Raw genomic sequence first — 24278 nt, forward strand, 5'->3', positions numbered from 1 at the left:
GGCTTACTCCTTCACTGCGCTGGTGGCGGGCTGCAAGGCGTCCAGCGCCAGATTGAGCTGCAGCACATTCACGCGCGGCTCGCCCAGCAAGCCCAGCGTGCGCTGCTCTGTTTTCTGCGCCAGCAATGGCTGCACCTGGTCTGGCGAGAGCCCTCGCGCCTTCGCCACACGCGGCAGTTGCAGCAGCGCATTGGCCATCGAGATATGCGGATCCAGGCCAGATGCCGACGCAGTGACCGCATCCACCGGCACCGCCAGGTCTGCGGCCAGACCGTTATCGGCGCGGTACTGTGCGACACGCTGCGCCACGGCTTCGGACAAGTCCTTGTGCGTGGCCCCCTGGTTGCTGGCACCAGACAGGCCGGCGTTGTAGGGCGCAGCAATGTTTGCCCCCTCCTGACTCGGATCGGGAGCGACTGTGGCGCTGGGACGGCCATGGAAGTACTGCGGCCCGGTGAATTGCTGACCGATCAGGACCGAGCCCACGATCCGGCCCTGGCGTTCGATCAGGCTGCCATTGGCTGCATGCGGGAACAGTGCCTGCGCCACACCCGTGGTCAGCAAGGGATAGGCAATGCCGGAGATCGCCATCACCAGCAGGGCGGCGCGCACGCTGCTGCCCAGCAGATGTGGCCAGGAGGCGGATTGCGCCTCGGGCTGCGCTTGTGCATGGCTTGGCAGCACTGAAGCGCAAAGAGTTTGAGTCGATGTTTTCATGATTTGCTCCCTGGTCTGCAGCCTTGCATGGACTGCAGACCATTGGCATCAATTGGATAGAACGTTAGGCGTACAGCTGAGCCACAAGCATTTGCAGGTGCTCGATCACGGGCCCCAGAGCCAGCGCCGGCAGAAAGGTCAGACCGCCCACCACCAGCACCACAAACACCAGCAGGCCCATGAACAACGGCGTGGCCGTGGGGAAAGTGCCCGGACCCGGAGGCACGGTGGCCTTGGCGGCCAGGCTGCCGGCCACGGCCAGCATGGGCACAAGCGTCAGAAAGCGCCCTGCCAGCATGGCCAGGCCCGTGGTGGTGTTGAAGAAGGGCGTATTGGCATTCAGCCCTGCAAAGGCCGAGCCGTTGTTGGCCGTGGCCGAGGCATAGGCGTAGAGAATCTCCGAGAAGCCATGCGGGCCGCGGTTATTGAGGCTGGCTGCGGCATCCGGCCAGAGCACGGCCAGCGCCGTGAAGCCCAGAATGCAGGCCGGCGGCACCAGCACCGCAAGCATGACCAGCTTGATCTCGCGCACCTCGATCTTCTTGCCCAGAAATTCAGGGGTACGCCCAATCATCATGCCGGCCAGAAACACCGTGAGGATGGCGTACTGAATCAGGTTGATCAGTCCCACGCCGTCGCCGCCGAAGACGCAGTTGAGCATCATCTGCGCCAGCGGCGTGATTGAGCCCAGCGGGGTCAGCGAATCATGCATGGCGTTGACCGAGCCCGTGGTGGCCGCGGTGGTGGTAGCCACGAACAAGGCCGTATCGGCAATGCCGAAGCGCAGCTCCTTGCCCTCCATATTGCCGCCGCTCTGGATCAGGCTGTATTGCTGATCGGCTCCGGCGCGCGCCAGCAGCTGGCTGCCGTTTTGCTCGGCCACAAACGCCAGGCTCAGAAAGCCGACGAACATCACCATGCAGGCAGCAAACAGCACCCAGCCCTGCTTGCGGCGCAGCAGCATGGAGCCGAAGGCGTAGGTCATGCCGGCCGGGATCAGCAGCATCGAGAGGATGTGCAGCAGATTGGTCAGCGGCGTCGGGTTCTCGAAGGGATGGGCTGCATTCATGCCGAAGAAGCCGCCGCCATTCGTGCCCAGATGCTTGATGCTTTCCAGGCTGGCCACCGGCCCCATCAGCAGCTGCTGCCGGGCGCCTTCGAGCGTCGTCGCCACCGCGTCGGTGTGCAGAGTCTGCGGAATGCCCTGCCAGACATAGACCAGGGCCATGATGAAGGACAGCGGCAGCAGCACGCGCCAGAACACGCGCACGAAGTCGACCCAGAAGTTGCCGACATCCTTGCTACTGGATCGCGCCAGGCCGCGCACAAAGCCGGCACCGGCAGCAACACCCGTGGTGGCACCGGCAAACATCAGAAAGGTGATGACCACCATCTGCGTTGCATTGCTCAGGCTGTTCTCACCCGAGTAGGCCTGCCAGTTGGTATTGGTGATGAAGGAGGCTGCGGTGTTGAAGGCCAGGTCGGGCGCCTGCGCCGCGATCTCCAGCGGGTTCAGCGGCAGTGCGCCCTGCAGACGCAGCAGCAGATAACCCAGCAGCATCATCAGCGCATTGCTCAGGACCAGGGCTGCGCCATAGCGCTGCCAGCCCATGCGCTCCTGCGGGTTCACGCCCATGACCCGGTAGCTCAGGCGCTCCAGCCAGCCATGACGCTCGCTGGTAAAGCAGCGTGCCAGCCATTGGCCCATGGGTATGGTCAGCAAGGTTGCCGCAGTCAGCACGGCGGCAAATTCCATCCAGGGTAACCACATGATCCACCCCTTTCACAGACGCGCCAGGGCGCGCACAAAGCCCAGCAGTCCGACAAAGCAGACCACCGTCAGGCTCACAAAAATCAGGTCTTGCAGCACTTGCATGGCAGCCCCTTCAGAATTTCTCGGGGCGCAGCAGCGCATAGCCCAAATAGGCAAACAGCCCCAGCGCCGTCAGGGCGGCCAGGGCTTCAATCCAGGTGATGGTCATTTCATTCCTCCCGCAAGCCGTTCACGCGGCTTGATTGCGATGGAGGAACTGTAGAAATTCGCCCGTCAAGAACGGGTAGAGATTGGGCGTGCCGATATCAAGACGGCATCAAGAAGCGGCTCGATTCGCGGCCGCAATCCCGGCCAGCCACTGAACGCGCAAGGCCAGCACGATGACCAGCGCCAGTACAGCCAAGGCCACGGAGCCCACGCCCGTCCAGCCCCAGCGCGACCAGAACCAGCCCGCCCCGGCCCCCAGCACGCTGGAGCCCATGTAATAGCCCCAGAGATATAGCGATGATGCGTGCCCCTTGGACTGCGTGGCCAGTCGCCCCACCCAGCCGCTGGCCACCGAATGCGCGATGAAGAACCCTGCCGTCAGCAGGACGATGCCGAGCACGATGACGGCCAGCGGCTGCAACAGGGTCAGAACCACGCCTGCGGCCATCAGCAAAGTGCCAGCAACCAGCACCGGGCCGCGGCCCAGCCTATCGGCCAGCCCCCCGGCAATCGGCGACGCCGCCGTGCCCAGCAGATAGGCGTAGAAGATATGGCTGATCTGCAGCTGGCTCAGACCATAGGGCGATGCGCTGAGCAGAAAGCCGGCATAGTTGTAGATGCTGACAAACACGCCCATCAGGCCGAAGGCGATCAGAAACAGCAGCGGCAGGCCCGGGTGGCGCAGATGCCGGCCCCAGGCCTGCAGGTGATACCGGGCACCCAGCCCGGTCTTCTTGATGAAGTTGCGCGAGTTGGGCAGCAGCCAGACAAAGCCCAGGGCTGCCAGCAGGTCAAGCACCGACAGTGCAGCCATGGCATGGCGCCAGCCCCAGAACTCGGTCATGGCGCTCATGCCGACCCGGCCCAGCATGCCGCCCAGCGCCGTGCCACCCACATACAGGCCCATGGCAAAGCCCAGGCCGGGCGGGTCGATCTCCTCGGACAGATAGGCCATGGCCACGGCAGGCACGCCGCCCAGCAGCAAGCCTTCCAGCGCGCGTGCGGCCAGCAGCGCATGCCACTGCGGCATGAACGAAGCCAGCAGATTGCACAGCGCCGCCTGTGCCATGGAGATGAACATCAACTTGCGCCGCCCCAGCCCCTCGGACAAGGCCCCTGCCAGCACGATGGAGCCGGCCAGGCAGGCCGTGGATACCGACAGCGCCAGCGCGCTCTGGGCCGGACTGACGGCAAAGCTGTGGGCCAGCTCGGGCAGCAGCGGCTGCACGCAGTACAGCAGGGAGAAGGTGGCAAACCCCGCCAGGAACAGCGCCACGCTGACCCGCCGGTACTCGGGCGTGCCGCGCTTGATCCATACCGGAGCGGCAGAGGCTGGAGACTGGATGGGCAAGGAGGTGTTCACATCCTGCGGGGCGCTGTTCATGAGGGGTAAATAAGGACCGGAGACTAGGCCGCTATTGTGCTCCGCATCTGCCAGTTGCCGGAGCCAGCGGCCCTGGGCAATGGCGTCGCCCGCCCCGCATTTGCCGGAGCATCTCCATGAATTGGCCCTGCCGTTAAAATAAGCGCCCTCAAGACTTATTCACAGGTCTGCCCTGCATGGGTGCGGGCCTGGTGCGGCAAACGGACCGCCGCACCTTTTGTTGTCACAGCCGGCGTTCTCCGGCTGTATTTACAGCTCTCAATACTGTGTCATACGCCCCAGAAACCCGGCGCCGTCGTACGTTCGCCATCATCTCCCACCCGGACGCGGGTAAGACCACGCTGACCGAAAAGCTGCTGCTGTTCTCGGGCGCGATCCAGATTGCCGGCGCCGTCAAGGGCCGCAAGGCCTCGCGTCACGCCACCTCCGACTGGATGGAAATCGAAAAGCAGCGTGGCATCTCGGTGGCCTCGTCGGTGATGCAGATGAGCTACCGCGACCATGTGATCAACCTGCTTGACACTCCCGGCCACAAGGACTTCTCGGAAGATACCTACCGCGTGCTGACGGCCGTGGACTCGGCGCTGATGGTGATCGACGCGGCCAACGGCGTGGAGTCGCAGACCCGCCGCCTGATCGAGGTCTGCCGCCAGCGCAACACGCCCATCATCTCCTTCGTCAACAAGTTCGACCGTGAAGTGCGCGACCCGCTGGACATCATGGACGAAGTCGAGCGCGAGCTGGGCATGCCCTGCTGCCCCATCACCTGGCCCGTGGGCCAGGGCAAGAGCTTCGGCGGCATCATCAATCTGCAGACACAGAGCATGACGGTGTTTGCCGCCGGCAGCGAGAAGCGCCCCGAAGACTTCGAAGTCATCCCGCTGACCGAAGTCGACAGGCTGCGTGCCCGCTTCGGCCAGGCCTACGACGATGCCATCGAGAGCATGGAGCTGGCCCAGGGCGCATCGGCCGAATGGGATCACCAGGCGTTTCTGGAAGGCAGGCTGACCCCCGTGTTCTTCGGCTCCGGTGTGAACAACTTCGGTGTGATGGAAGTGCTGAACGCCGTGGTCGACATGTCGCCCCCACCCGGCCCGCGCGTCGCCTTCACCGAAGTGAACCGCCAGCGCGAAGAAGTCACCATCAACCCCGAAGACAAAACCTTCGCAGGCGTGGTGTTCAAGGTGCAGGCGAACATGGATGCCAACCACCGCGACCGTATCGCCTTCGTGCGCGTGGCCAGCGGCAAGTACACCCCTGGCATGAAGATGAAGGTGCAGCGCACCGGCAAGGAACTGCGCCCCACGTCCGTGGTGACCTTCATGAGCCAGCGCCGCGAGGCCGTTGACGAGGCCTATGCGGGCGACATCATCGGCTTCACGATTCACGGCGGCGTGCAGTTGGGCGACTCCATCACCGACGGCCCGAATCTACAGTTCACCGGCCTGCCCTTCTTCGCCCCCGAAATGTTCATGACCGTGGTGCTCAAGAACCCGCTGCGTACCAAGCAGCTGCAGCAAGGCCTGATGCAGCTGGGCGAGGAAGGCGCGATCCAGGTCTTCAAGCCCGATGTCGGCGGCAATATGCTGCTGGGCGCTGTGGGTCAGCTGCAGTTCGAAGTGGTACAGCACCGCCTCAAGACCGAGTACGACTGCGACGTGCGCCTGGAAGGCTGCCAGTACACCGGGGCGCGCTGGATCACGGCCGATTCGCCCGCCGAGCTGCGCGAGTTCGAGAACGCCTATCCCATGCGTCTGGCGCATGATGCGGCCGACACCCTGGCCTATCTGTGCACCAGCCCCTATGACGTGCGCCTGGCGCAGGAGCGCTTCCCCAAGATCCACTTCCACCCGCTGCGCGAGCATGCGGGCCTGGCACTGGGCTCGGCGAATTGAGCGTGATCACCCCCTGAGGCGCTTCGCCTAGGCGGCCCCGCGCCTTCCCCCTCTCTGGCTTCGCCGGAGGGGGACGACATCCTCGCTGCGAGGCGGCTCTTGCTCGATGTCTCTGAGTTGGACCGCGCTAGCTTCAGGCGAGGATCAACATCGAGAGAGTTTGTTGTGAGCCAAGAATTTCTGCGCCCTTTGTCTGAACTGCGGACACCTGCCAAGCTGCTGGGCGTGCTGACCGATATCGACGACACGCTGACCACCGACGGCGTGGTGCCCGAGCATGTGGTGGCCGCGATTGCGCGCCTCAAGGATGCGGGCCTGAAGGTCGTGCCCATCACCGGCCGCCCCGTGGGCTGGAGCGTGCCCTTTGCATCGGCCTGGCCCGTGGACGCCATCGTGGCCGAGAACGGTGCCGTGGCCCTGCGCCGCAATGCCCAGGGCGGCCTGGACAAGCTCTACCAGCAATCCGCCGACGAGCGTGCCCGCAACTTTGCCCGTATGCAGCAGGTGCTCGAGCAGATCGAGGCCACCGTGCCCGGCGCCAGACGCGCCACGGACTCGGCCGGCCGCGAATGCGATATCGCCGTGGACCACAGCGAATTCACGAACATGCCCCAGGCACAGATCGATGAATGCGTGGCCATCATGAAAGCGGCCGGCATGAACGCCACCGTCAGCTCCATCCACATCAACGGCTGGTTCGGCGAGCACAACAAGCTCGAAGGCGCGCGCTGGATCACACGCGAGCTGTTCGACATCGATCTTGACGCCACGCTGGCGCGCTGGGTGTATATCGGCGACTCGACCAACGACCAGCAGATGTTCGAGCACATGCCCCACAGCGTGGGCGTGGCCAATATCGCGCGCTTCGTGCCCCAGCTCAGGCATCTGCCGCGCCATGTGACCTCGGCCGAGCGCGGCGACGGCTTTGTGCAGCTTGCCGATCAGTTGCTGACTCAGCAAAAATAGTAGCTTCAACCGCTCTTTGCTTAACGATTTCACTATCAAAACAATCTGAAATCGTTTGGAAACAAGCGCAAGCAGCTCTCATTTTCAAAGGCCTCCGTGCTTGCCGGCACAGAGGCCTTTTTTGATGCCCATCCATCGCCAAACACGATGCACCCACCCGTACAAGACGACCCCCGGGTGCGTAAAAACCCACGGTTGGCACTCACTACAATTTTTGATTCATTTCAAAACATTTCTGAGAGACCAACACCATGCGCATGATTCGCCGCACCTTCGTCGCCACGGCCGTGGCAGCAACAGCCGCCCTGACCGCAGGCACTGCATTTGCCCAGGGCAAGGAAGTCAAGATCGGCTATGCGCTGGCCGTCAACTCCCATTACGGCGCTGCCGCCAACGCCTGGGCCGAAGGCGTGGAAAAAGGCACCAACGGTGCCTACAAGTTCAAGCAGTTCCCCGCCTCCGCCCTGGGCGGCGAGCGTGAGCTGATCGAAGGCCTGCAGCTGGGCACCGTGGAAGCCGCCATCGTCTCCACAGGAGCGCTGAGCAACTTCGTGCCCGATGTGGGCGTGGTGGACATCCCCTTCCTGTTCCGCGACACCCAGCACGCACGTGCCGTGATGGACGGTGCCTTCGGTCAGGAGCTGCTGGCCAAGTTCCAGAAGCGCGGTCTGATCGCGCTGGCCTGGGGCGAGCAGGGCTTTCGCCATCTGAGCAACAACAAGCATGCCGTCAATGGCGTGGCCGACCTCAAGGGCCTGAAAATCCGCGTGACCGAGAACCCCGTGCACATCACGGCCTTCCGTACCCTGGGTGCCTCGCCCACCCCCATGTCCTGGCCCGAAGTCATCGGTGCGCTGCAGCAGGGCACGATCGACGGCCAGGAGAACCCCATCTCCGTGCTGGTGTCCGCCAAGCTGTGGCAAGTGCAAAAGCACCTGACCCTGAGCTCCCACGTCTACGCCCCCATGGCCCTGATCGTGTCGCCCTCGTTCTGGGGTTCGCTGAACGCGGCCCAGAAGACCGCCTTCACGGAAGCCGCCAAGAAGGGGGCACTGGCTTCGCGCGCCTTCGTGGACAACGTGGAGAAGAAGGGCGTGGAAGAAGCCAAGGCCAACGGCATGAAGGTCGTGGAGAAGGTCGACCAGAACGCGTTCCGCACCGCGCTGGAGCCCGCGTACAAGGAATACGCCAAGAAGTTCGGCCAGAAGACGCTGGACTCCATCACCGCCGTCAAGTAAGCAACCGGCAACATGGGCCTGCCTCCACGGAGACGGGCCCGTGCATTTTTCTCCCTCCTGGGCAAGGCAGGTCCTTGCCCGGCTGCGGTCAGCACGAATGGACTTGCGCCAATTCCTGCCGATGATGAAGCAGCTCTCAACTTTGTGATGCAGCCAGCTCTTGCGGCAGGTTTCGCCGCTGCCTCTGCTCACCCCCACTCCTATGCTTGATCGTATCGAACGCATTCTCGTGGCCGGCAATCGCTGGCTGCTGATCTTGCTGCTGCTGGCCATGGCCTGCATCGTTTTTGCCAACGTGGTGCTGCGCTACACCACGGGCGACTCCATCGTCTGGGCCGAAGAAGTGGCCCGCCACATGATGATCTGGGTCACTTTCCTGGGCGCGGGCCTGGTGCTGCGCTTTGGCGGCCATGTGGCCATCGACAATCTGCACCGCAGCGTGAGCACCCGCAAGGCACAGGCCATGCGCGGCTTTGTCGTAGTCGTCCTGGCGGTCTTCTTTGCCGTGATGACCGTGACCTCCTCGCAGTATGTGTACGCCACGCGCTTTCAGACCACGGCGGCCACGGACATCCCGATCTCCTATATCTACGGCGCCATGCCTGTGGGCTTTGTGCTGATGCTGATCCATCTGCTGTTCATCGCACGCGGCTACATCACCGCTGGCAGCTTCGCCGAGTCCGATGAAATGGATGCGGACGCCGCAGCGTCGATATGAAACACCCCCTGTGCAGCTTCGCTGCTTCCCCCTCTCTCGCTTCGCGGGAGGGGAACGACACCTCGGTGCGGGGCGGCCCTTCCTCGGTGTCCCTGACTTGGTGCGCGTACGAATCTATGCGCCACACCATGAATCACTGATTGACTGAAACATCATGGGTATCACTTTATTTGTTGCCATCATCGTCCTGCTCACGCTGGGCTTTCCGGTGGCGTTTGCGCTGGCCATCTCGGCAGCCCTGGCGGTCTTTGTGGGCGGACGTTATCCACAGCTGATCGTCTTCAAGGAGATGTTCACGGGCATCGACAGCTTTCCGCTGATGGCCGTGCCCTTCTTCATCCTGGCCGCAGAACTGATGTCGGGCGGTGCGCTGACTGCCGTGCTGCTGCGCTTTGCCGCCCAGTTCGTCGGCCATCTGCGCGGCGGCCTGGGCTATGCCAATGTGCTGTCGCTGACCATGTTCTCGGGCATCTCCGGCTCGGCCCTGGCCGATGCGGCCGGACCCGGCTCCATGATGGTCAAGATGATGGACAAGGCCGGCTACAGCCGCCCCTATGCAGCCGCGCTGACGGCCAGCACCGCCATCGTCGGCCCCATCATTCCGCCATCGGTGAGCATGATCATCTATGCGCTGCAGGATGAGAACGTGTCCGTGGGCGGCCTGTTCATGGCCGGCTTCATTCCCGGCATTCTGATCGCGCTGGCCATGGCGGCCGTCAACTGGTGGGTCTGCAAGAAGCGCAACTACCGCAGCACAGAACCGCGCCCCTCGGCACGCGAGATGTGGAGCACCAGCTTCAAGGCCATCCCCGCGCTGATGCTCATCGTACTCATCGTGGTCGGCATCCGCTTCGGCATCTTCACGCCCACGGAAGCCTCCGTCGTGGCCGTGTTCTATGCCCTGGTCTGCGGCAAATGGGTTTACCGCACGCTCAGGTGGTCGGCCCTGCCCGGCATTCTGGCGCGCTCGGCCATGCTCACGGCCTCGGTGCTGCTGGTGATGGCGACCTCGGCCGCCTTTGCCTGGGTGCTCACGGTGGAAGGCATTCCGCAGTATCTGTCCGAGCTGATCGTGAGCTGGGAGCTCTCGCCCGTCATGTTCCTGATTGCCGTGAACATTCTGCTGCTGGTCTTCGGCATCTTCATGGAGCCGCTGCCCGGCGTGATGATTCTGGTGCCCATTCTCGCGCCCATCGCCTTCAGCCTGGGCATCGATCCCACGCACTTCGCCATGGTGGTGATCGTCAACCTCACGCTGGGCATGATCACGCCGCCGGTCGGCGGCCTGCTGTTCGTGACCGCCGTGTCCACGCGTGTGTCCATCACCGAGCTGACGCGCGAGATGCCGCTGTTCCTGCTGGCCCACTTCGTCGTGCTGTGCCTGCTGACCTTCATCCCGGCTCTGTCCACCTGGCTGCCGCACACGCTGGGCTTCCAGTAAAGCGGACTGTGCTGGACCACAAGGCCTGCGTGCATCACGGAGGCCTTTTTTTCGATCAAAAATCGGTGCCGCGGCCCCATGAACACCATGCACCTGCCTTGGCAGAAATGGCACTGGTGATGCGTGATGATGGTGAGGTGTGTTGTGGAAGGACGCGCTGCATGCGCCGCATCGGCCGCCTTTGCGTGCGCGCTACAAGCGACGTTCGCTCACTTCCACGCGCGCGCCCAGACCCCCGAAATGCTGCACCAGGCGGTCCTTTTGCAAGGCGCTGACGCTATCGTCGAGCAGCGTCAGCGGCAGCCGGGTCTTGAGTTTCAGCAGCTCCTGCGCAGACAGCGTCGTGAAGATTTTCCTGAGCGCCAGCATGACCCTGGTCGGGTCGGGTCCAAGCTCCAGCAGGCGCACGGTGTAGAAGATGGTGGAAGAGCGCGTTTCACGCGGCACAAGTGGCGCTTTGGCGACCTTGACCTGCACATGCGCCATCAACTCCTCGAGCGAGGCAAACAATGGCCTGGCCGCGCGGTGCGGCTCGTCATGCCACTTCCACAGCACAGGCACTTCGGGCCGGCTCATGTCACCGATCAGCGGGTCGCCATCCAGGCCATGGCTCAGCACCAGCCAGTGCGGGCTCCAGCCATCCGCCACCGCACCGTCGATCCAGCGCAGATCACCGGGCGTGCTGGCCGTGAGGTCCAGACCGAAGCGGTACTCACCAGTCTGAGACCACAGCCCTGCCGCATCGGTGGCACGCTGCATCGCGAGCCAGTTGCCCGCGCCTTCACGCCATGCAGGAAGCTGCAACCACGGCAGCGCATCCTTCCAGCCACGCGCCCAGGTCATCCAGGCCTGCACCGCAGGCGGCAGCGATGGGCGCGCGATCTGCGCCATCCACGCGATACGCGAGGCCACCAGCTCCGCCGGTGCAGGAAAGTTGCTGCGCGAGAAGGACATGGTGCGCGCCGCCTCTTACCGCGCCAGCACCGGCGCCAGTGCCTTGCCGGTGTGGGTGCCGATCTTCACAAGCTCCTCGGGGGTTCCCGTGGCCACGATGCGCCCACCGTCCTTGCCGCCCTCGGGGCCCAGATCGATGATCCAGTCCGCCTCGGCAATCACGTCGAGGTCATGCTCGATGACCACCACGCTGTGGCCGCCGTCGACAAGGCGGTGCAGCACATGGATGAGCTTGTCCACATCGGCCATGTGCAGGCCCACGGTGGGCTCGTCCAGCACATACAGCGTGTGCGGAGCCTTCTGTCCGCGCCGGCCGATATCGTCGCGCACCTTGGTCAGCTCGGTCACCAGCTTGATGCGCTGGGCCTCGCCGCCCGACAGCGTGGGCGATGCCTGGCCCAGGGTCAGATAGCCCAGGCCCACGTCTTTCAGCAGCTGCAGCGGATGGGCAATCGAAGGCATGGAGGCGAAGAACTCCACGGCCTCGTCGACCTCCATCTGCAGCACGTCGCCAATGCTCTTGCCGCGCCAGCTCACGGCCAGCGTCTCGGGGTTGAAGCGTGCACCGTGGCAGACTTCGCAAGGCACTTTCACATCGGGCAGAAAGCTCATCTCGATGGTGCGCACGCCCTGGCCTTCGCAGGCCGGGCAACGGCCTTCGCCCGTGTTGAACGAGAAGCGGCCAGCCGCATAGCCGCGGGCCTTGGCCTCCAGGGTCTCGGCGAACAGCTTGCGAATCGTGTCCCAGAAGCCGATATAGGTCGCCGGGCAGGAGCGCGGCGTCTTGCCGATCGGCGTCTGGTCGACTTCGAGCACGCGATCAATCGTCTCGAAACCCTTGAGTCCCTTGCAGCCCACGAGCGCCGGCGACTTGCCGGCATCCATGGCATCGCGTCCGGCCTTGGTCGAGCGCTGCTGCACCCAGGCCGCCACATTGCTCAGCAGCACATCGCGCGCCAGCGTGGACTTGCCCGAGCCGGACACTCCGGTCACGGCCACCAGCCGCTTGAGCGGAACCCGGGCCTCCACGCTCTGCAGATTGTGCAGATTCGCGCCCATCACCGTCAGCCAGTGCAAGGCGTCGCTGTCTTGCTGCACCACATTTTCAGTAGCAGCTACCGCTTTCTTTTTCTTGGCTTTGGATGGTTTCTTCTCTGAAACTGCCATATCACCAGCGTCAGCAGCTTCTGCATTGATAGCAACCGGCTGTTCCGGAGGCTCGCCCTCCCCCACCCACAGACGAGGCTTGAAAGGGTGGCGCATGGCGTGCAGCAGATAGCGCCCCGTGACCGAGTCCTTGGCCGCCATGATGTCATCCACCGTGCCCTCAGCCACCAGACGGCCGCCGCGAATGCCGGCGCTGGGGCCGATATCGATCACATGGTCGGCGCGGCGAATCGTGTCTTCGTCATGCTCCACCACCACCAGCGTGTTGCCCTTGTCGCCGAGTTTGTGCAGGGCATTGAGCAGAATCTGGTTGTCGCGCGCATGCAGGCCGATGGTAGGTTCGTCCAGCACATAGCAGACGCCTTGCAGATTGCTGCCCAGCTGTGCGGCCAGTCGGATGCGCTGGGCCTCGCCCCCGCTCAGGGTAGGTGCGCCGCGATCCAGCGTCAGATAGTTGAGACCGACTTCTTCCAGGAATTCGAGACGGCTCTGGATCTCGGGGATCAGATCGCGCGCAATATCGGCTTCGCGGCCCGTGAGCTCCAGGCTCTGTATCCAGTGGCGCACATCGCTGACCGACAGCTGGGCGATATCGGTAATCGCCTCATCGTGAAACTTCACGGCTCGCGCCACAGGGTTCAGACGTGTGCCATGGCATTTGGGACAAACGACTTCAGCCAGATCTTCCACTTCCTGGCCTTCGAACTTCACCTCACGGCCCCGGTTGTCGTCGGCCAGCAAGGTGTCGTCATAGACCTTGCGCTGGTCCTTGGTCAGCTTCACGCCCGTGCCCACGCAATCGGGACACCAGCCATGCTTGCTGTTGTAGGAGAACAGACGCGGGTCCAGCTCGGCATAGCTGGTGGCGCAGACCGGGCAGGCGCGCTGGGTGGAGAACACCTGCAGCGCACCGATGCCGGCCGTGCTCCGGCCGCCCTGCATGGCGTCGGCCAGATTCTCGATGCCCGAGAGCACATGCAGCACGCCCTTGCCGATCTCCAGCGCCTGGCGCAGATGGCCGCGCAGCTCCTTCTCGTTGGCCGCGGTCACCGTCACGCTGGCCACGGGCAGCTCGATGGTGTGCTCCTTGAAACGGTCTATGCGCGGAAAGCCCGTGGTCGGCAGAAACTCGCCGTCCACGCGCAGATGCGTGTAGCCCTTGGGTCTGGCCCAGTCGGCCAGCTCGGTATAGACGCCCTTGCGGTTGACGACCAGCGGACTCAAGAGGCCTATGGTCTGACCGCGGAAGTTCGTCATCAGCTGCGCGGCAATGCTTTCCTCGGTCTGCGGCTGCACGATGGCATCGTCGTGTATGCAGTGCTGCACGCCCAGCTTCACATAGAGCAGACGCAGAAAGTGCCAGACCTCGGTGGTCGTGCCCACCGTGGACTTGCGACCGCCGCGCGACAGGCGCTGCTCGATGGCCACCGTGGGCGGAATGCCGTAGACCGCATCGACCTCGGGACGGCCCGCAGGCTGCACGATGGAGCGCGCATAGGCATTGAGCGATTCGAGATAGCGACGCTGGCCTTCGTTGAACAGAATGTCGAAAGCCAGCGTGGATTTTCCGGAACCCGAGACACCGGTCACCACATTGAACTTGCCGCGCGGCACATCGACCGTCAGCGACTTGAGGTTGTGCTCCTTGGCGTTGACGATTTCAATCGAATTCTTGGCCTGCAGCGCTTGTGCGGCCTTGGCTTTGCGCTCTGGTTTGTAGAGCATGGGCGCGACTTCGCGCACCGCCTCGCCGCCCACGCCCATGGCCAGGTCGTATTCACGCAAGGCCTGGGCCGTGTGCGACTCTTGCACATGGCGCACATCTTCAGGCGTGCCCTGGGCCACTATCAGACCGCCGCCATCGCCGCCTTCGGGGCCCAGATCGATGAGCCAGTCACTGGCGCGAATCACATCCAGATTGTGCTCGATGACGATCAGCGAGTGGCCCGCTTCCAGCAGCTTGCGCAATGCGCGCATGAGCTTGGCGATGTCTTCGAAATGCAGGCCGGTCGTGGGCTCGTCGAACAGGAACAGCGTGCCTTTCTTGGCCAGCGACTGCTTGGATTTGGATTGCGCCTTGGCCGCCTCGGCCAGGAAGCCTGCGAGCTTGAGGCGCTGGGCCTCGCCGCCCGACAGCGTGGGCACGGGCTGGCCCAGCTTCACATATTCCAGACCCACATCGACGATGGGCTGCAGCGCGCGGATCACATCGCGGTCCTGCGCAAACAGCAGCGCGGCTTCGGCCACCGTGAGCTCCAGCACATCGGCCACATTCAGCGGCTGGCCGTTGCGCTCGATTTTCACTTCGAGGATCTCGGGGCGATAACGCGTGCCGTTGCAATCGGGGCAGCGCAGATAGACATCCGAGAGGAACTGCATCTCCACATGCTCGAAGCCCGAGCCGCCGCAGGTCGGGCAGCGGCCGTCGCCGCTGTTGAAGCTGAACTTGGCAGCCGTGTAGCCGCGCTGGCGCGACAGCGGCGCCACGGCGAACAGCTCGCGGATCGCATCCCAGGCGCCCACATAGCTGACCGGGTTGGAGCGCGCCGTCTTGCCGATGGGCGACTGGTCCACGAACATCACATCGGCCAGATGGTCCGCGCCCAGCAGGCGCTCGAACGCGCCCGCCGCATCGGTGGGCTTGCCGAAATGGCGCATCAGCGCTGGCACCAGCACATCCTGGATCAGCGTGGATTTGCCCGAGCCCGACACGCCGGTGATCGTGACCAGGCGCTGCAGCGGAAAGTCCACGCTGATATCGCGCAGATTGTGTTCGCGTGCGCCTTCGAGAATCAGGCGCGGCGTGCTCTCGGTCACCATGCGCTTGAGCCCGAAACCCACCTGCTTGCGCCCGCCCAGATAGGCGCCGGTCAGGGTATCGGCCTGGCGCAGATCCTCGGGCGTGCCGTCGAACACGATCTGGCCGCCGCGCGCACCTGGGCCAGGACCCATGTCGATCATGCGGTCGGCAGCAAACATCACGGCCGGGTCATGCTCCACCACAACCAGCGTATTTCCCGCATCGCGCAGGCGCTGCATGGCCTCGGTGATGCGTTCCATATCGCGCGGGTGCAGACCTATCGATGGCTCGTCGAGCACGAACAAGGTATTGACCAGCGAAGTGCCCAAAGCGGTGGTCAGATTGATGCGCTGCACCTCGCCACCGCTCAGCGTGCGGCTCTGACGGTCCAGCGTGAGATAGCCTATGCCCACATCGCACAGATACTGCAGCCGCGTCATGACTTCTGCATGCAGCATCTTCAAGGCCTGGGCTTCACCATCATTTTTAACGGCGTTGTTGTCTGGCGCCAGCTGCGCAAAGAAGTCACGCAGGCGCGTGATCGGCAGGCGCATCAGGTCATGCAGACACAGGCCAGGCAGGCTTTCCAGCTGCTCGCGGCTCCAGCCCACCGCCTGCGGCATGAAGCGCTGGTATCTGCCGCTCTCGTCGCCGGGCGGCAGCACGGCATCCGCAGCCTGCTTGCCGCCTATGCGCCAGAGCAGGCTTTCGGTCTTGAGACGCGCACCTCCGCATGTCGGGCATTCGGTATAGCTGCGGTATTTGGACAGCAGCACCCGGATATGCATCTTGTAGGCCTTGCTTTCGAGATACTCGAAGAAGCGGCGAATGCCATACCAGGTCTGGCTCCACTTGCCGTTCCAGTTGGGCGAGCCTTCGATCACCCAGTCCTTCTGCGCCTGGGTCAGCTTGGACCAGGCCGTATCGCGTGGAATGCCCTCGGCCTCGGAATGGCGCATCAAATCGTCCTGAATCTCCTTCCAGGCCGGCGTCTGGATCGGCTTGATGACACCGGTGCGCAAGGTAAGCTTTTCATTGGGAATCACCAGTCCCCAATCGACCCCGATGACGCGACCGAAACCACGGCAGGCATCGCAGGCGCCCACCGCGGAGTTGAAGGAAAACAGCGAGGGAATCGGCTCCTGATAGGTCAGATTGCTCTCGGGGCAATGCAGACCCAGCGAGAACTTCCACAGCTCGGGCTCGGCCGCCTCAACACCGCTTTCAGGCAACACATAGACCGTGAGCCTGCCGCTGCCGCGCTTGAGGCCCACCTCGATCGCCTCCATGGCGCGGGACCGCTCGGCCTTGCCGAGGCGAAAGCGGTCGGCAATCACATCCAGCACCTTGATCTTCTCGGGGGCTGGCTTGGCCTTTTTCTTGCCCTTGGCGACCTCATCAGCTGCTGGGTGAGCGCGCTCCACTTCGCGCTCGGCCTGCACCTTGGTGAAACCGCTGGCAGACAGCCATTGCTCCACCTCTTCGGCCGAGGTATTGGCCGGCAGCTCCACCGGGAAGGTGATGGCAATGCGCGGGTCGCCCGCGGCCTCGCAGCGCTGGGCCAATTCGGCATAAATACTGTCCGCCGTATCGTGGCGCACCGGCAGGGCCGTCCTGCTGTCGAACAACTGGGCCGCGCGCGCAAACAGCAGCTTGAGGTGATCGTTGATCTCCGTCATCGTGCCCACGGTGGAGCGCGAGTTGCGCACCGGATTGGTCTGATCGATGGCAATCGCGGGTGGCACCCCCTCGACCTTGTCCACGGCCGGCTTGTCCATGCGATCGAGGAACTGGCGGGCATAGGCGGAGAAGGTCTCGACATAGCGGCGCTGACCTTCGGCGTACAGCGTGTCGAAGACCAGACTGGACTTGCCCGAGCCGCTGGGGCCGGTGACTACGGTCAGCTCACCGGTACGGATATCGATGTCCAGATTGCGAAGATTGTGCTGGCGAGCACCACGGATACGGATCAGGCCCTGCGTCATGTTCTGCGGTCTTTTCTATGGAGGCCAAACATTCTAGGCAGTCCTGGCATGAGCCTTGGGTGCGCATGTGCATTACCGTTTCAGCGTGCAGCCAGGGTCGCCGAAAAAAAGCCCCGGCTGGCGGGGCTTTGATCGAGTGCTGCTGCCTTCATTTGGATTCTGCCGGTGCATGAATCGCATCCGCACCATGCTTTTCTCCACTCATATCCACCTTGTCGCCCGCCTTCATGATGACAAACAGCGCCACGGCAGCAAACACCACAAAACCAATCGCCAGCTTCCACATATCAGTCTCCAGAGTGTTATGAATAAGCAGCTGGTGCAGCTACTCGTGCCACGCCAGTCAGCACGACCATTGAGCCTGAGCGAGTTTGCGCGTGGCTTACTGCCAGACAGGCTGCGCATAAGAAAAAACCCCATGCCTTGCGACATGGGGTATGAACTTGGAGTAATGGTCTGCATTATCAGCTGCAGCTGCTGGAGACACCGCTTGCGCGGTGCACAAATTAGAAGTTGTGGCGGATACCCACGGCGATGGAGCTGAAGTCCTTGCCTGCTGGTGCGTTATATGCAGCACCGCTGTCGTTGTTCACACGGGTGTAGTAACCGTAAACCTTGGAGCGCTTGCTCAGGTTGTAGTTGTAGCCCAGAGTCCACTGAGTAGCTGCGGAGTCGGCAACCTTGCTCCACTTGTTGGCGTGACCAACGTTCACGTGGAACTCGGAAGCACCCATGGTGTACATACCGGACAGGCGGAAGTTGTTGCGTGTGCCGATCAGGTCTTGGTCGTTGCGCTGGTAGTAGGCGCCAACCGTGAATTGACCAAATGTGTACAGACCGCGCAGTGCGGCTTGCCAGTTGTCGCCCACCTTGCTGAAACCGGCACCCAGGTGCAGAGGACCGGTGGCGTAGTTGGCAGCCAGATCGTAGCCGTTCTTGCGAGGACCGACCGTGGGATCCTTCTCGTGCATAGACACGGAGGCATCCACCGTCAGGCCGCCCATGCTGGGGGTGCGATAGCCGATCTTGTTCTTGGTGCTCAGACCACCGAACCAGACGGGATCGTAGTACAGCGCATCGGAAGAAGAACCTGTGTCGTGGTTGTGCATGCTGATGTAGTCAGCAGTTGCGTAGTAGGACTCGGGGACGAAGTTGCCCAGACGGATCATGCCGAAACCGCCGGACAGGTTCACTTCGCTCTGACGTGCAAAGGACATGCCGGTAGTGGGGTGGGTCCAGGCGGAGCCGGTACCGGTGTCGGAGTTGAAGCCGGACTCCAGGGTGAAGCCTGCCTTCAGGCCGCCACCCAGATCTTCGGTACCGCGAATGCCCCAGCGGGAAGCATTGTTGTACAGGCCGGACACCGATTCATCACCCACCTTCTGGCGTTCGACGGTGGTGTTGATACGGCCATACAGCGTCACGCTGCTCTGTGCCATTGCGGTGGTTGCGCCCATCACAGCCAGTGCGGCCAGTGCGATGCGAGTCATCTTGGTCATTCAGTGCTCCTATGTCCTGGGATAGTGTTTTTTGCACCGCATTGGCTTGTAGGTTGTTGGCCCTCTCGCGGCTAGGTGTGATTCTAGGTTGCCCCCTCTCAAAAGCATGATTTCCATCGCAAAAAAGTAACGCAATGATGCTTTGTTGCCACACTGCTGTAACCCACTAGTGCTGAGGCAAATAAAAAAGACCTGCAAAGCACAAGCCTTGCAGGTCTTTGATGCGATGCTGCATAAATTGCAGCATCAGCGCCTGGCATCAGTCTTCGGCGTAGATGTCGCGATCCTTGGTTTCGGGCACGAACAGCGTGCCGATCACGGCCGTCACACCAGCGATGATGATGGGGTACCAGAGACCGTTGTACATATTGCCGGTCTGCGCCACGATGGCGAAGGACATGGTGGGCAGCAAACCGCCAAACCAGCCGTTGCCGATGTGATAGGGCAAGCTCATCGAGGTGTAGCGGATGCGTGTCGGGAACAGCTCCACCAGCATGGCCGCGATGGGGCCGTAGACCATGGTCACCAGCAGCACCAGATAGGTCAGGATCACGACCATCATGACCTTGTTCATCTTGGCGGGGTCGGCCTTGGTGGGATAGCCATCCTTGGCCAGTTCTGCAGCCACAGTCTTCTTGAACGCACCGTCCTTGGCCTTGGCGTCTTCAGGGCTCAGGCCCTTGAGCGAGAACGAAGGAATCTCGGTCGCACCGATACGGATCATGGCCTGCGTGCCTGCAGCCGCCTCTTCGGTTTCATAACTCACGGAACCCGCAGCCAGCACCTGCTTGGCCACGTCGCAGGAACTGGTGAACTTGGTCGTGCCTGTGGGGTTGAACTGGAAGGAGCACTCCGCAGGATCGGCCACGATGACCACCTTGTTCTTGGCTTGAGCCGCAGCCAGGTCTGGGTTGGCGGCTTCGGTCAGCGCCTTGAAGACCGGGAAGTAGGTCAACACGGCCAGAATGCAGCCCAGCATGATGATGGGCTTGCGGCCGATCTTGTCGGACAGCGTGCCGAAGATCACAAAGAAAGGCGTGCCGATCAGCAGTGCGGCGGCAATCATCAGATTGGCCGTCACGGCATCGACCTTGAGTTGCTGCGTTAAAAAGAACAGCGCATAGAACTGGCCGGTATACCAGACCACAGCCTGGCCGGCAGTCAGGCCGACCAGCGCCAGAATCACGATCTTGAGGTTCTTCCACTGACCGAACGACTCAGTCAGAGGCGCCTTGGACACCTTGCCCTCGGCCTTCATCTTCTGGAAGGCTGGAGACTCGGACAGCGTCATGCGAATCCAGACCGAGATGGCCAGCAGCAAAATGGAAACCAGGAAGGGAATACGCCAGCCCCAGTCGGCAAACTTCTCTTCGCCCATCGAGGTACGCACACCCAGAATCACCAGCAGCGACAGGAACAGGCCCAGCGTTGCCGTGGTCTGAATCCACGAGGTGTAAGCACCGCGCTTGCCATGCGGCGCATGCTCTGCCACATAGGTGGCAGCGCCGCCGTACTCGCCACCCAGGGCCAGGCCTTGCAGCATGCGCAGCGCGATCAGGATGACGGGGGCGGCCACGCCAATGCTGGCGTAGTTGGGCAAGATGCCGACGATGAAGGTGGACAGGCCCATGATCAGAATCGTCACCAGGAAGGTGTACTTGCGCCCGATCATGTCGCCCAGACGGCCGAACACCAGCGCGCCGAAGGGGCGCACGATGAAGCCTGCCGCAAAGGCCAGCAACGCGAAGATGAATGCCGATCCTGCATCCAGACCGCTGAAGAACTGCTTGGCGATGATGGCTGCCAGAGATCCGTACAGATAGAAGTCGTACCACTCGAAAACGGTTCCGAGGGAAGACGCAAAGATGACTTTGCGCTCTTCCGGGCTCATCGGCCTTGGGGCCGATTTACCTCCCATATGTGCTGTCGCATTGATGGCCATGTTTGTCTCCTAGGTTTTGGAATTTCAGGCGCTGCCAACTCACCTGTTTGCCCAATATCAAAGCGACAACTGACCGCTAACTTACAAAAAAATGCTTCTCAAAAATTCAAGACTGGGCATTACCCGACCCTCTCCGCACTTACCCGGATTGGTTTTTTTTTGATGTGAAAAACCAGGGGCAAACACCGATATCGTAAGTAAGGAGACGGTCAGACGGGCTTCTCAGAATGCATCGCAAGCAAGCCACCGAGCACCTGATGGCAGGCTGGAAAACTTCAAAGGAGACAACGCTGTGCGAGACCCGGTGATAGAGACCATCCAAAGCAACCCCGCCTACCAGCAGCTGCGCCGCAAGCGCAATCGCCTCGGCCTGGCGCTGACCGTCCTGATGCTGATCGTGTACTACGGCTATGTCGCGCTGATCGCATTCGACAAGGAATTCCTGGCCCGGCCCATAGGCGCTGGAGTGACCACGCTGGGCATTCCCATCGGCATGGGCGTCATCATTTTTTCCGTGATCATTACCGGCCTCTATGTGCGCCGCGCCAACAACGAGTTTGATCAGCTCACCCGCGACATTCTCAAGGGCATCAAGCAATGAAGCAGCGCATCTCTTCCCAATGGCTGGCGGGCGCTGCGGCGCTGGTCGCGACAGCTCCCGTGCTGGCCGCCGGCGGCGACGTCGGCAACGCCGCCAAGCAGGCCACCAACTGGACGGCCATCATCATGTTCACCGCCTTTGTGGTGGCAACCCTGTGGATCACCAAATGGGCGGCGGGCCGCACCAAGTCGGCGTCCGATTTCTATACCGCAGGCGGCGGCATCACCGGCTTTCAGAACGGTCTGGCGATTGCGGGCGACTATATGTCCGCCGCCTCCTTCCTGGGCATCTCGGCCTCCGTCATGGCCAGCGGCTATGACGGCCTGATCTACTCCATCGGCTTTCTGGTCGGCTGGCCGATTCTGACTTTTCTGCTGGCGGAACGCCTGCGCAATCTGGGCCGCTTCACTTTTGCCGACGTGGCCGGCTACCGTTTCGAGCAAAAGCCCTTCCGGATTTTTGCCTCCTGCGGCACGCTGGTCGTGGTGGCCTTCTATCTGATTGCCCAGATGGTGGGCGCAGGCCAGCTGATCAAGCTGCTGTTCGGTCTGGACTACTGGATTGCCGTGGTGCTGGTCGGCGGCCTGATGATGATCTATGTGCTGTTCGGCGGCATGACGGCCACCACCTGGGTGCAGATCATCAAGGCCTGCCTGCTGCTGGCCGGCGTGACCTTCATGGGCTTCATGGTGCTGGCCAAGTACGGCTTCAGCCCCGAGGCACTGTTTGCCGAAGGTGTGAAGGTTCGCACCCAGATCGCCGCAAATGGCGGCGCAGAGCCATCCGTGGCGGAAAAGCTCGGCCTGGCCATCATGGGTCCGGGCGGCTTCATCAAGGACCCGATCTCCGCCATCAGCTTCGGCATGGCGCTGATGTTCGGCACCCTGGGCCTGCCCCACATCCTGATGCGCTTCTTCACCGTGCCTGACGCCAAGGAAGCACGCAAGAGCGTGTTCTGGGCCACGACCTGGATCGGCTACTTCTATGTGCTGATCTTCATCATCGGCTTCGGCGCCATCACCCTGGTGCTCACCAACCCCGAAATGGCGGACACGGCCAAGGGCGTGATCCACGGCGGCGCAGGCACGGCCAATATGGCGGCCGTGCTGGTGGCCAAGACCGTGGGCGGCGATGTGTTCTACGGCTTCATCTCGGCCGTGGCCTTTGCCACGATTCTCGCCGTGGTCGCAGGTCTGACCCTGTCCGGCGCCTCGGCCGTCTCGCACGACCTCTACGCCACCGTCATCAAGAAGGGCAAGGCCGACAGCGCCTCCGAACTCAAGGTCTCGCGCATCACCACGCTGTGCCTGGGCTTTGTGGCCGTGCTGCTGGGCATTGTGTTCGAGAAGCAGAACATCGCCTTCATGGTCTCGCTGGCCTTTGCCGTGGCGGCTTCGGCCAACTTCCCGCCGCTGCTGCTGTCCGTGCTGTGGAAGAACTGCACCACCAAGGGCGCCGTCATCGGCGGCTTCATGGGCCTGGTCTCCTCCGTGGGCCTGACCATTGTGTCGCCCTCGGTATGGGAAGGCACCTTGGGCAACCCGGCCGGCTCGGCATGGTTCCCCTACGCCTCGCCTGCACTGTTCTCCATGGCGATCGGCTTCTTCGGCGTGTGGCTGTTCTCCGTGCTCGACAAGAGCGCTCAGGCTGCCAAGGAGCGCGCCGTGTTCCCTGCGCAGCAAGTGCGTTCGGAAACCGGTCTGGGTGCGGCAGGCGCATCCGGCCACTGATGATGTGAATGGCCCGGCGCCATGCCGGGCCCCGGCAGGAATCTGCCCTCACCTCGGCCCGCAGAGACCGCCACGGTTTCTGCGGGCCGCGCTCATTCCACGTCCATCCCGCCGGCCTGCGCCAACTCGAACAACAGCTCTCGCGCCCACTGGTGCCCCGCAGAGCGATGGGTGCGCGCATGCCAGGCAGCCGTCTTGGTGAAGCCCGGAATCTCCAGCGGCGGCTCCAGCACCACCAGCCCCGAGTCGGGCTTGACCAGACGCCGCGGCACGACGGCAATCAGATCGCTGCTGCGCAGGATTTCGGGCAGCACCAGAAAGCTGGTCACGGACAGCGCCACGCGCCGGCGCCGCCCCAATCGCTCCAGCGCCTCGTCTGTCACGCCATGAAAACCGCCTCCGTCATAGGACACCAGCGCATGGTCCAGAGCGCAGAAACGCTCCAGTGACAGGCCACGCCGGCGCGCATCGGGATGGCCCTGGCGCATCACGCAGACATAGCGTTCATCGAACAGCCGGCGCGCATGCAGATCGGGGGCCGTGCGCTCCGGCGTAACCAGCGCCAGATCGATATCGCCGCGCTCCAGTCGCTCGTGCAGCGGCAGATGCTGTGCCGGTACCACGGCCACACACAGACCGGGCGCGCGTTGGCGCAACACGGCCAGAAACGGCAGCACCACCGCCTGCAGCGCGTAATCCGTGGCGGCAATGCGCAGCGTCATATGTGCTGTGGCCGGATCAAAGGCCTGGGGACGCAGCAGCGCTTCGGCATTGCACAGCAATTCCTTGAGCGGCCCGGCCAGTGCCAGCGCGCGCAGCGTGGGGGCGATGCCGCGCTGCGTGCGCACGAACAAGGGATCGTCGAAGCTCTCGCGCAGCCGCGTCAGCATGCCGCTGACCGCCGGCTGGGTCAGCGCCAGACGCTCGGCCGCGCGCGTCACGCTGCGCTCGTCCAGCAGCGCATCCAGGGCCTTGAGCAGATTCAGGTCCAGACTCTTGATATCAGTCGGCATGATTTCATAAATCAGAAATATCGATTGGATTTATTTCATCACAGACCCCATCATTTCCCCACTCCCTTCGACAGAAGCCCTGCATGCACCGCATTCACTGGCCCGCCGACTACATGCCGGGCAACACCGAAAACTTCGCCTCCGGCGAGATCATTGCCCAGGACCTGTATCCGCCGCTTTCCGAACCCGCTTTCCTTGATTTTTTGATAGCTGTCAGCAACTTCATTCATTGGGTTTCAGATTGATT

Annotated in this window: 18 protein-coding genes; 8 read left to right on the forward strand and 10 right to left on the reverse strand. The window is 62.8% G+C overall.

Annotated elements, in window-relative coordinates; translation table 11 throughout:
* Window positions 1-3 precede the first annotated feature (3 nt).
* The 4 genes from kdpC to EIC84_RS07985 form a co-directional block, all read right to left on the reverse strand.
* Window positions 4-717 (reverse strand): K(+)-transporting ATPase subunit C, encoded by a 714-nt coding sequence (gene kdpC, locus EIC84_RS07970; protein WP_034361278.1) that lies wholly within the window; start codon window positions 715-717, stop codon window positions 4-6.
* A 64-nt stretch (window positions 718-781) separates the two neighbouring features.
* Entirely contained in the window at window positions 782-2488 is a 1707-nt protein-coding gene (kdpA, locus tag EIC84_RS07975) for a potassium-transporting ATPase subunit KdpA (protein WP_034361276.1), read from the reverse strand.
* A 115-nt stretch (window positions 2489-2603) separates the two neighbouring features.
* Complete coding sequence (kdpF, locus tag EIC84_RS07980) at window positions 2604-2699, reverse strand: K(+)-transporting ATPase subunit F (RefSeq protein ID WP_003061706.1); 96 nt, start codon at window positions 2697-2699, stop codon at window positions 2604-2606.
* Between the two features lie 108 nt (window positions 2700-2807).
* Entirely contained in the window at window positions 2808-4082 is a 1275-nt protein-coding gene (locus EIC84_RS07985) for an MFS transporter (protein WP_003061704.1), read from the reverse strand.
* Between the two features lie 266 nt (window positions 4083-4348).
* Between EIC84_RS07985 and EIC84_RS07990 the strand changes: the two genes are divergently transcribed.
* The 5 genes from EIC84_RS07990 to EIC84_RS08010 all read left to right on the forward strand — a co-directional run bounded on the left by EIC84_RS07990 (window position 4349) and on the right by EIC84_RS08010 (window position 10340).
* Window positions 4349-5977, forward strand: a complete 1629-nt coding sequence (locus tag EIC84_RS07990) for a peptide chain release factor 3 (protein ID WP_003061703.1) — start codon at window positions 4349-4351, stop codon at window positions 5975-5977.
* Between the two features lie 165 nt (window positions 5978-6142).
* Complete coding sequence (locus EIC84_RS07995; protein WP_003061702.1) at window positions 6143-6943, forward strand: HAD-IIB family hydrolase; 801 nt, start codon at window positions 6143-6145, stop codon at window positions 6941-6943.
* 251 nt (window positions 6944-7194) lie between these two features.
* Window positions 7195-8181, forward strand: a complete 987-nt coding sequence (locus EIC84_RS08000) for a TRAP transporter substrate-binding protein (protein ID WP_003061700.1) — start codon at window positions 7195-7197, stop codon at window positions 8179-8181.
* A gap of 202 nt (window positions 8182-8383) precedes the next feature.
* Window positions 8384-8899, forward strand: coding sequence for a TRAP transporter small permease (locus tag EIC84_RS08005; RefSeq protein WP_034361274.1), 516 nt, complete (start codon window positions 8384-8386; stop codon window positions 8897-8899).
* 154 nt (window positions 8900-9053) lie between these two features.
* On the forward strand, window positions 9054-10340 hold the full coding sequence (locus tag EIC84_RS08010) for a TRAP transporter large permease (protein WP_003061695.1): 1287 nt from the start codon (window positions 9054-9056) through the stop codon (window positions 10338-10340).
* 192 nt (window positions 10341-10532) lie between these two features.
* Here the strand turns inward: EIC84_RS08010 and EIC84_RS08015 are convergent, their stop codons facing one another.
* The 5 genes from EIC84_RS08015 to EIC84_RS08030 form a co-directional block, all read right to left on the reverse strand.
* Complete coding sequence (locus EIC84_RS08015; RefSeq protein WP_003061693.1) at window positions 10533-11294, reverse strand: hypothetical protein; 762 nt, start codon at window positions 11292-11294, stop codon at window positions 10533-10535.
* A 15-nt stretch (window positions 11295-11309) separates the two neighbouring features.
* The gene (uvrA, locus tag EIC84_RS08020; protein ID WP_003061691.1) at window positions 11310-17246 is read right to left on the reverse strand and encodes an excinuclease ABC subunit UvrA; all 5937 of its coding nucleotides are present in this window, start codon (window positions 17244-17246) and stop codon (window positions 11310-11312) included.
* A gap of 148 nt (window positions 17247-17394) precedes the next feature.
* Window positions 17395-17532: a hypothetical protein gene (locus EIC84_RS25940; RefSeq protein ID WP_003059044.1), complete on the reverse strand. Its 138-nt coding sequence runs from the start codon at window positions 17530-17532 to the stop codon at window positions 17395-17397.
* 220 nt (window positions 17533-17752) lie between these two features.
* Entirely contained in the window at window positions 17753-18745 is a 993-nt protein-coding gene (locus EIC84_RS08025) for a porin (protein ID WP_003061690.1), read from the reverse strand.
* A 259-nt stretch (window positions 18746-19004) separates the two neighbouring features.
* Window positions 19005-20687: an MFS transporter gene (locus EIC84_RS08030; protein ID WP_003061688.1), complete on the reverse strand. Its 1683-nt coding sequence runs from the start codon at window positions 20685-20687 to the stop codon at window positions 19005-19007.
* Window positions 20688-20979: 292 nt separating this feature from the next.
* On the opposite strand from EIC84_RS08030, the gene EIC84_RS08035 reads away from it, so the two are divergent.
* Both EIC84_RS08035 and EIC84_RS08040 read left to right on the forward strand, forming a co-directional pair.
* A complete protein-coding gene (locus EIC84_RS08035; protein ID WP_003061686.1) occupies window positions 20980-21288 on the forward strand; it encodes a DUF485 domain-containing protein in 309 nt (102 codons plus the stop codon).
* Window positions 21285-23018 carry a cation acetate symporter gene (locus EIC84_RS08040; RefSeq protein WP_003061684.1) on the forward strand — a complete coding sequence of 578 codons (1734 nt, stop codon included), beginning with the start codon at window positions 21285-21287 and terminating at the stop codon, window positions 23016-23018. Before EIC84_RS08035 ends, EIC84_RS08040 begins: the two co-directional genes overlap by 4 nt.
* A gap of 92 nt (window positions 23019-23110) precedes the next feature.
* Here EIC84_RS08040 and EIC84_RS08045 read toward each other — a convergent pair whose 3' ends face one another.
* Window positions 23111-24031 (reverse strand): LysR family transcriptional regulator, encoded by a 921-nt coding sequence (locus EIC84_RS08045; RefSeq protein ID WP_003061683.1) that lies wholly within the window; start codon window positions 24029-24031, stop codon window positions 23111-23113.
* Between the two features lie 83 nt (window positions 24032-24114).
* Between EIC84_RS08045 and EIC84_RS25945 the strand changes: the two genes are divergently transcribed.
* Window positions 24115-24276 carry a hypothetical protein gene (locus EIC84_RS25945; RefSeq protein ID WP_003061681.1) on the forward strand — a complete coding sequence of 54 codons (162 nt, stop codon included), beginning with the start codon at window positions 24115-24117 and terminating at the stop codon, window positions 24274-24276.
* Window positions 24277-24278: the final 2 nt, after the last annotated feature.

It is taken from the genome of Comamonas sp. A23 (assembly GCF_004522605.1).
Classification (GTDB): Bacteria; Pseudomonadota; Gammaproteobacteria; order Burkholderiales; family Burkholderiaceae_C; genus Comamonas; species Comamonas thiooxydans.

Bases quoted from the DNA above. Each gene is read 5' to 3' on its own strand.
- EIC84_RS08030 (WP_003061688.1), bottom strand. From the start codon at position 20,687: ATGGCCATCAATGCGACAGCACATATGGGAGGTAAATCGGCCCCAAGG.
- EIC84_RS08015 (WP_003061693.1), bottom strand. From the start codon at position 11,294: ATGTCCTTCTCGCGCAGCAACTTTCCTGCACCGGCGGAGCTGGTGGCC.
- EIC84_RS25945 (WP_003061681.1), top strand. From the start codon at position 24,115: ATGCACCGCATTCACTGGCCCGCCGACTACATGCCGGGCAACACCGAA.
- uvrA (WP_003061691.1), bottom strand. From the start codon at position 17,246: ATGACGCAGGGCCTGATCCGTATCCGTGGTGCTCGCCAGCACAATCTT.
- EIC84_RS07985 (WP_003061704.1), bottom strand. From the start codon at position 4,082: ATGAACAGCGCCCCGCAGGATGTGAACACCTCCTTGCCCATCCAGTCT.
- EIC84_RS08040 (WP_003061684.1), top strand. From the start codon at position 21,285: ATGAAGCAGCGCATCTCTTCCCAATGGCTGGCGGGCGCTGCGGCGCTG.
- EIC84_RS25940 (WP_003059044.1), bottom strand. From the start codon at position 17,532: ATGTGGAAGCTGGCGATTGGTTTTGTGGTGTTTGCTGCCGTGGCGCTG.
- EIC84_RS08010 (WP_003061695.1), top strand. From the start codon at position 9,054: ATGGGTATCACTTTATTTGTTGCCATCATCGTCCTGCTCACGCTGGGC.
- EIC84_RS08025 (WP_003061690.1), bottom strand. From the start codon at position 18,745: ATGACCAAGATGACTCGCATCGCACTGGCCGCACTGGCTGTGATGGGC.
- EIC84_RS08005 (WP_034361274.1), top strand. From the start codon at position 8,384: ATGCTTGATCGTATCGAACGCATTCTCGTGGCCGGCAATCGCTGGCTG.
- kdpF (WP_003061706.1), bottom strand. From the start codon at position 2,699: ATGACCATCACCTGGATTGAAGCCCTGGCCGCCCTGACGGCGCTGGGG.
- kdpC (WP_034361278.1), bottom strand. From the start codon at position 717: ATGAAAACATCGACTCAAACTCTTTGCGCTTCAGTGCTGCCAAGCCAT.
- EIC84_RS08000 (WP_003061700.1), top strand. From the start codon at position 7,195: ATGCGCATGATTCGCCGCACCTTCGTCGCCACGGCCGTGGCAGCAACA.
- kdpA (WP_034361276.1), bottom strand. From the start codon at position 2,488: ATGTGGTTACCCTGGATGGAATTTGCCGCCGTGCTGACTGCGGCAACC.
- EIC84_RS08045 (WP_003061683.1), bottom strand. From the start codon at position 24,031: ATGCCGACTGATATCAAGAGTCTGGACCTGAATCTGCTCAAGGCCCTG.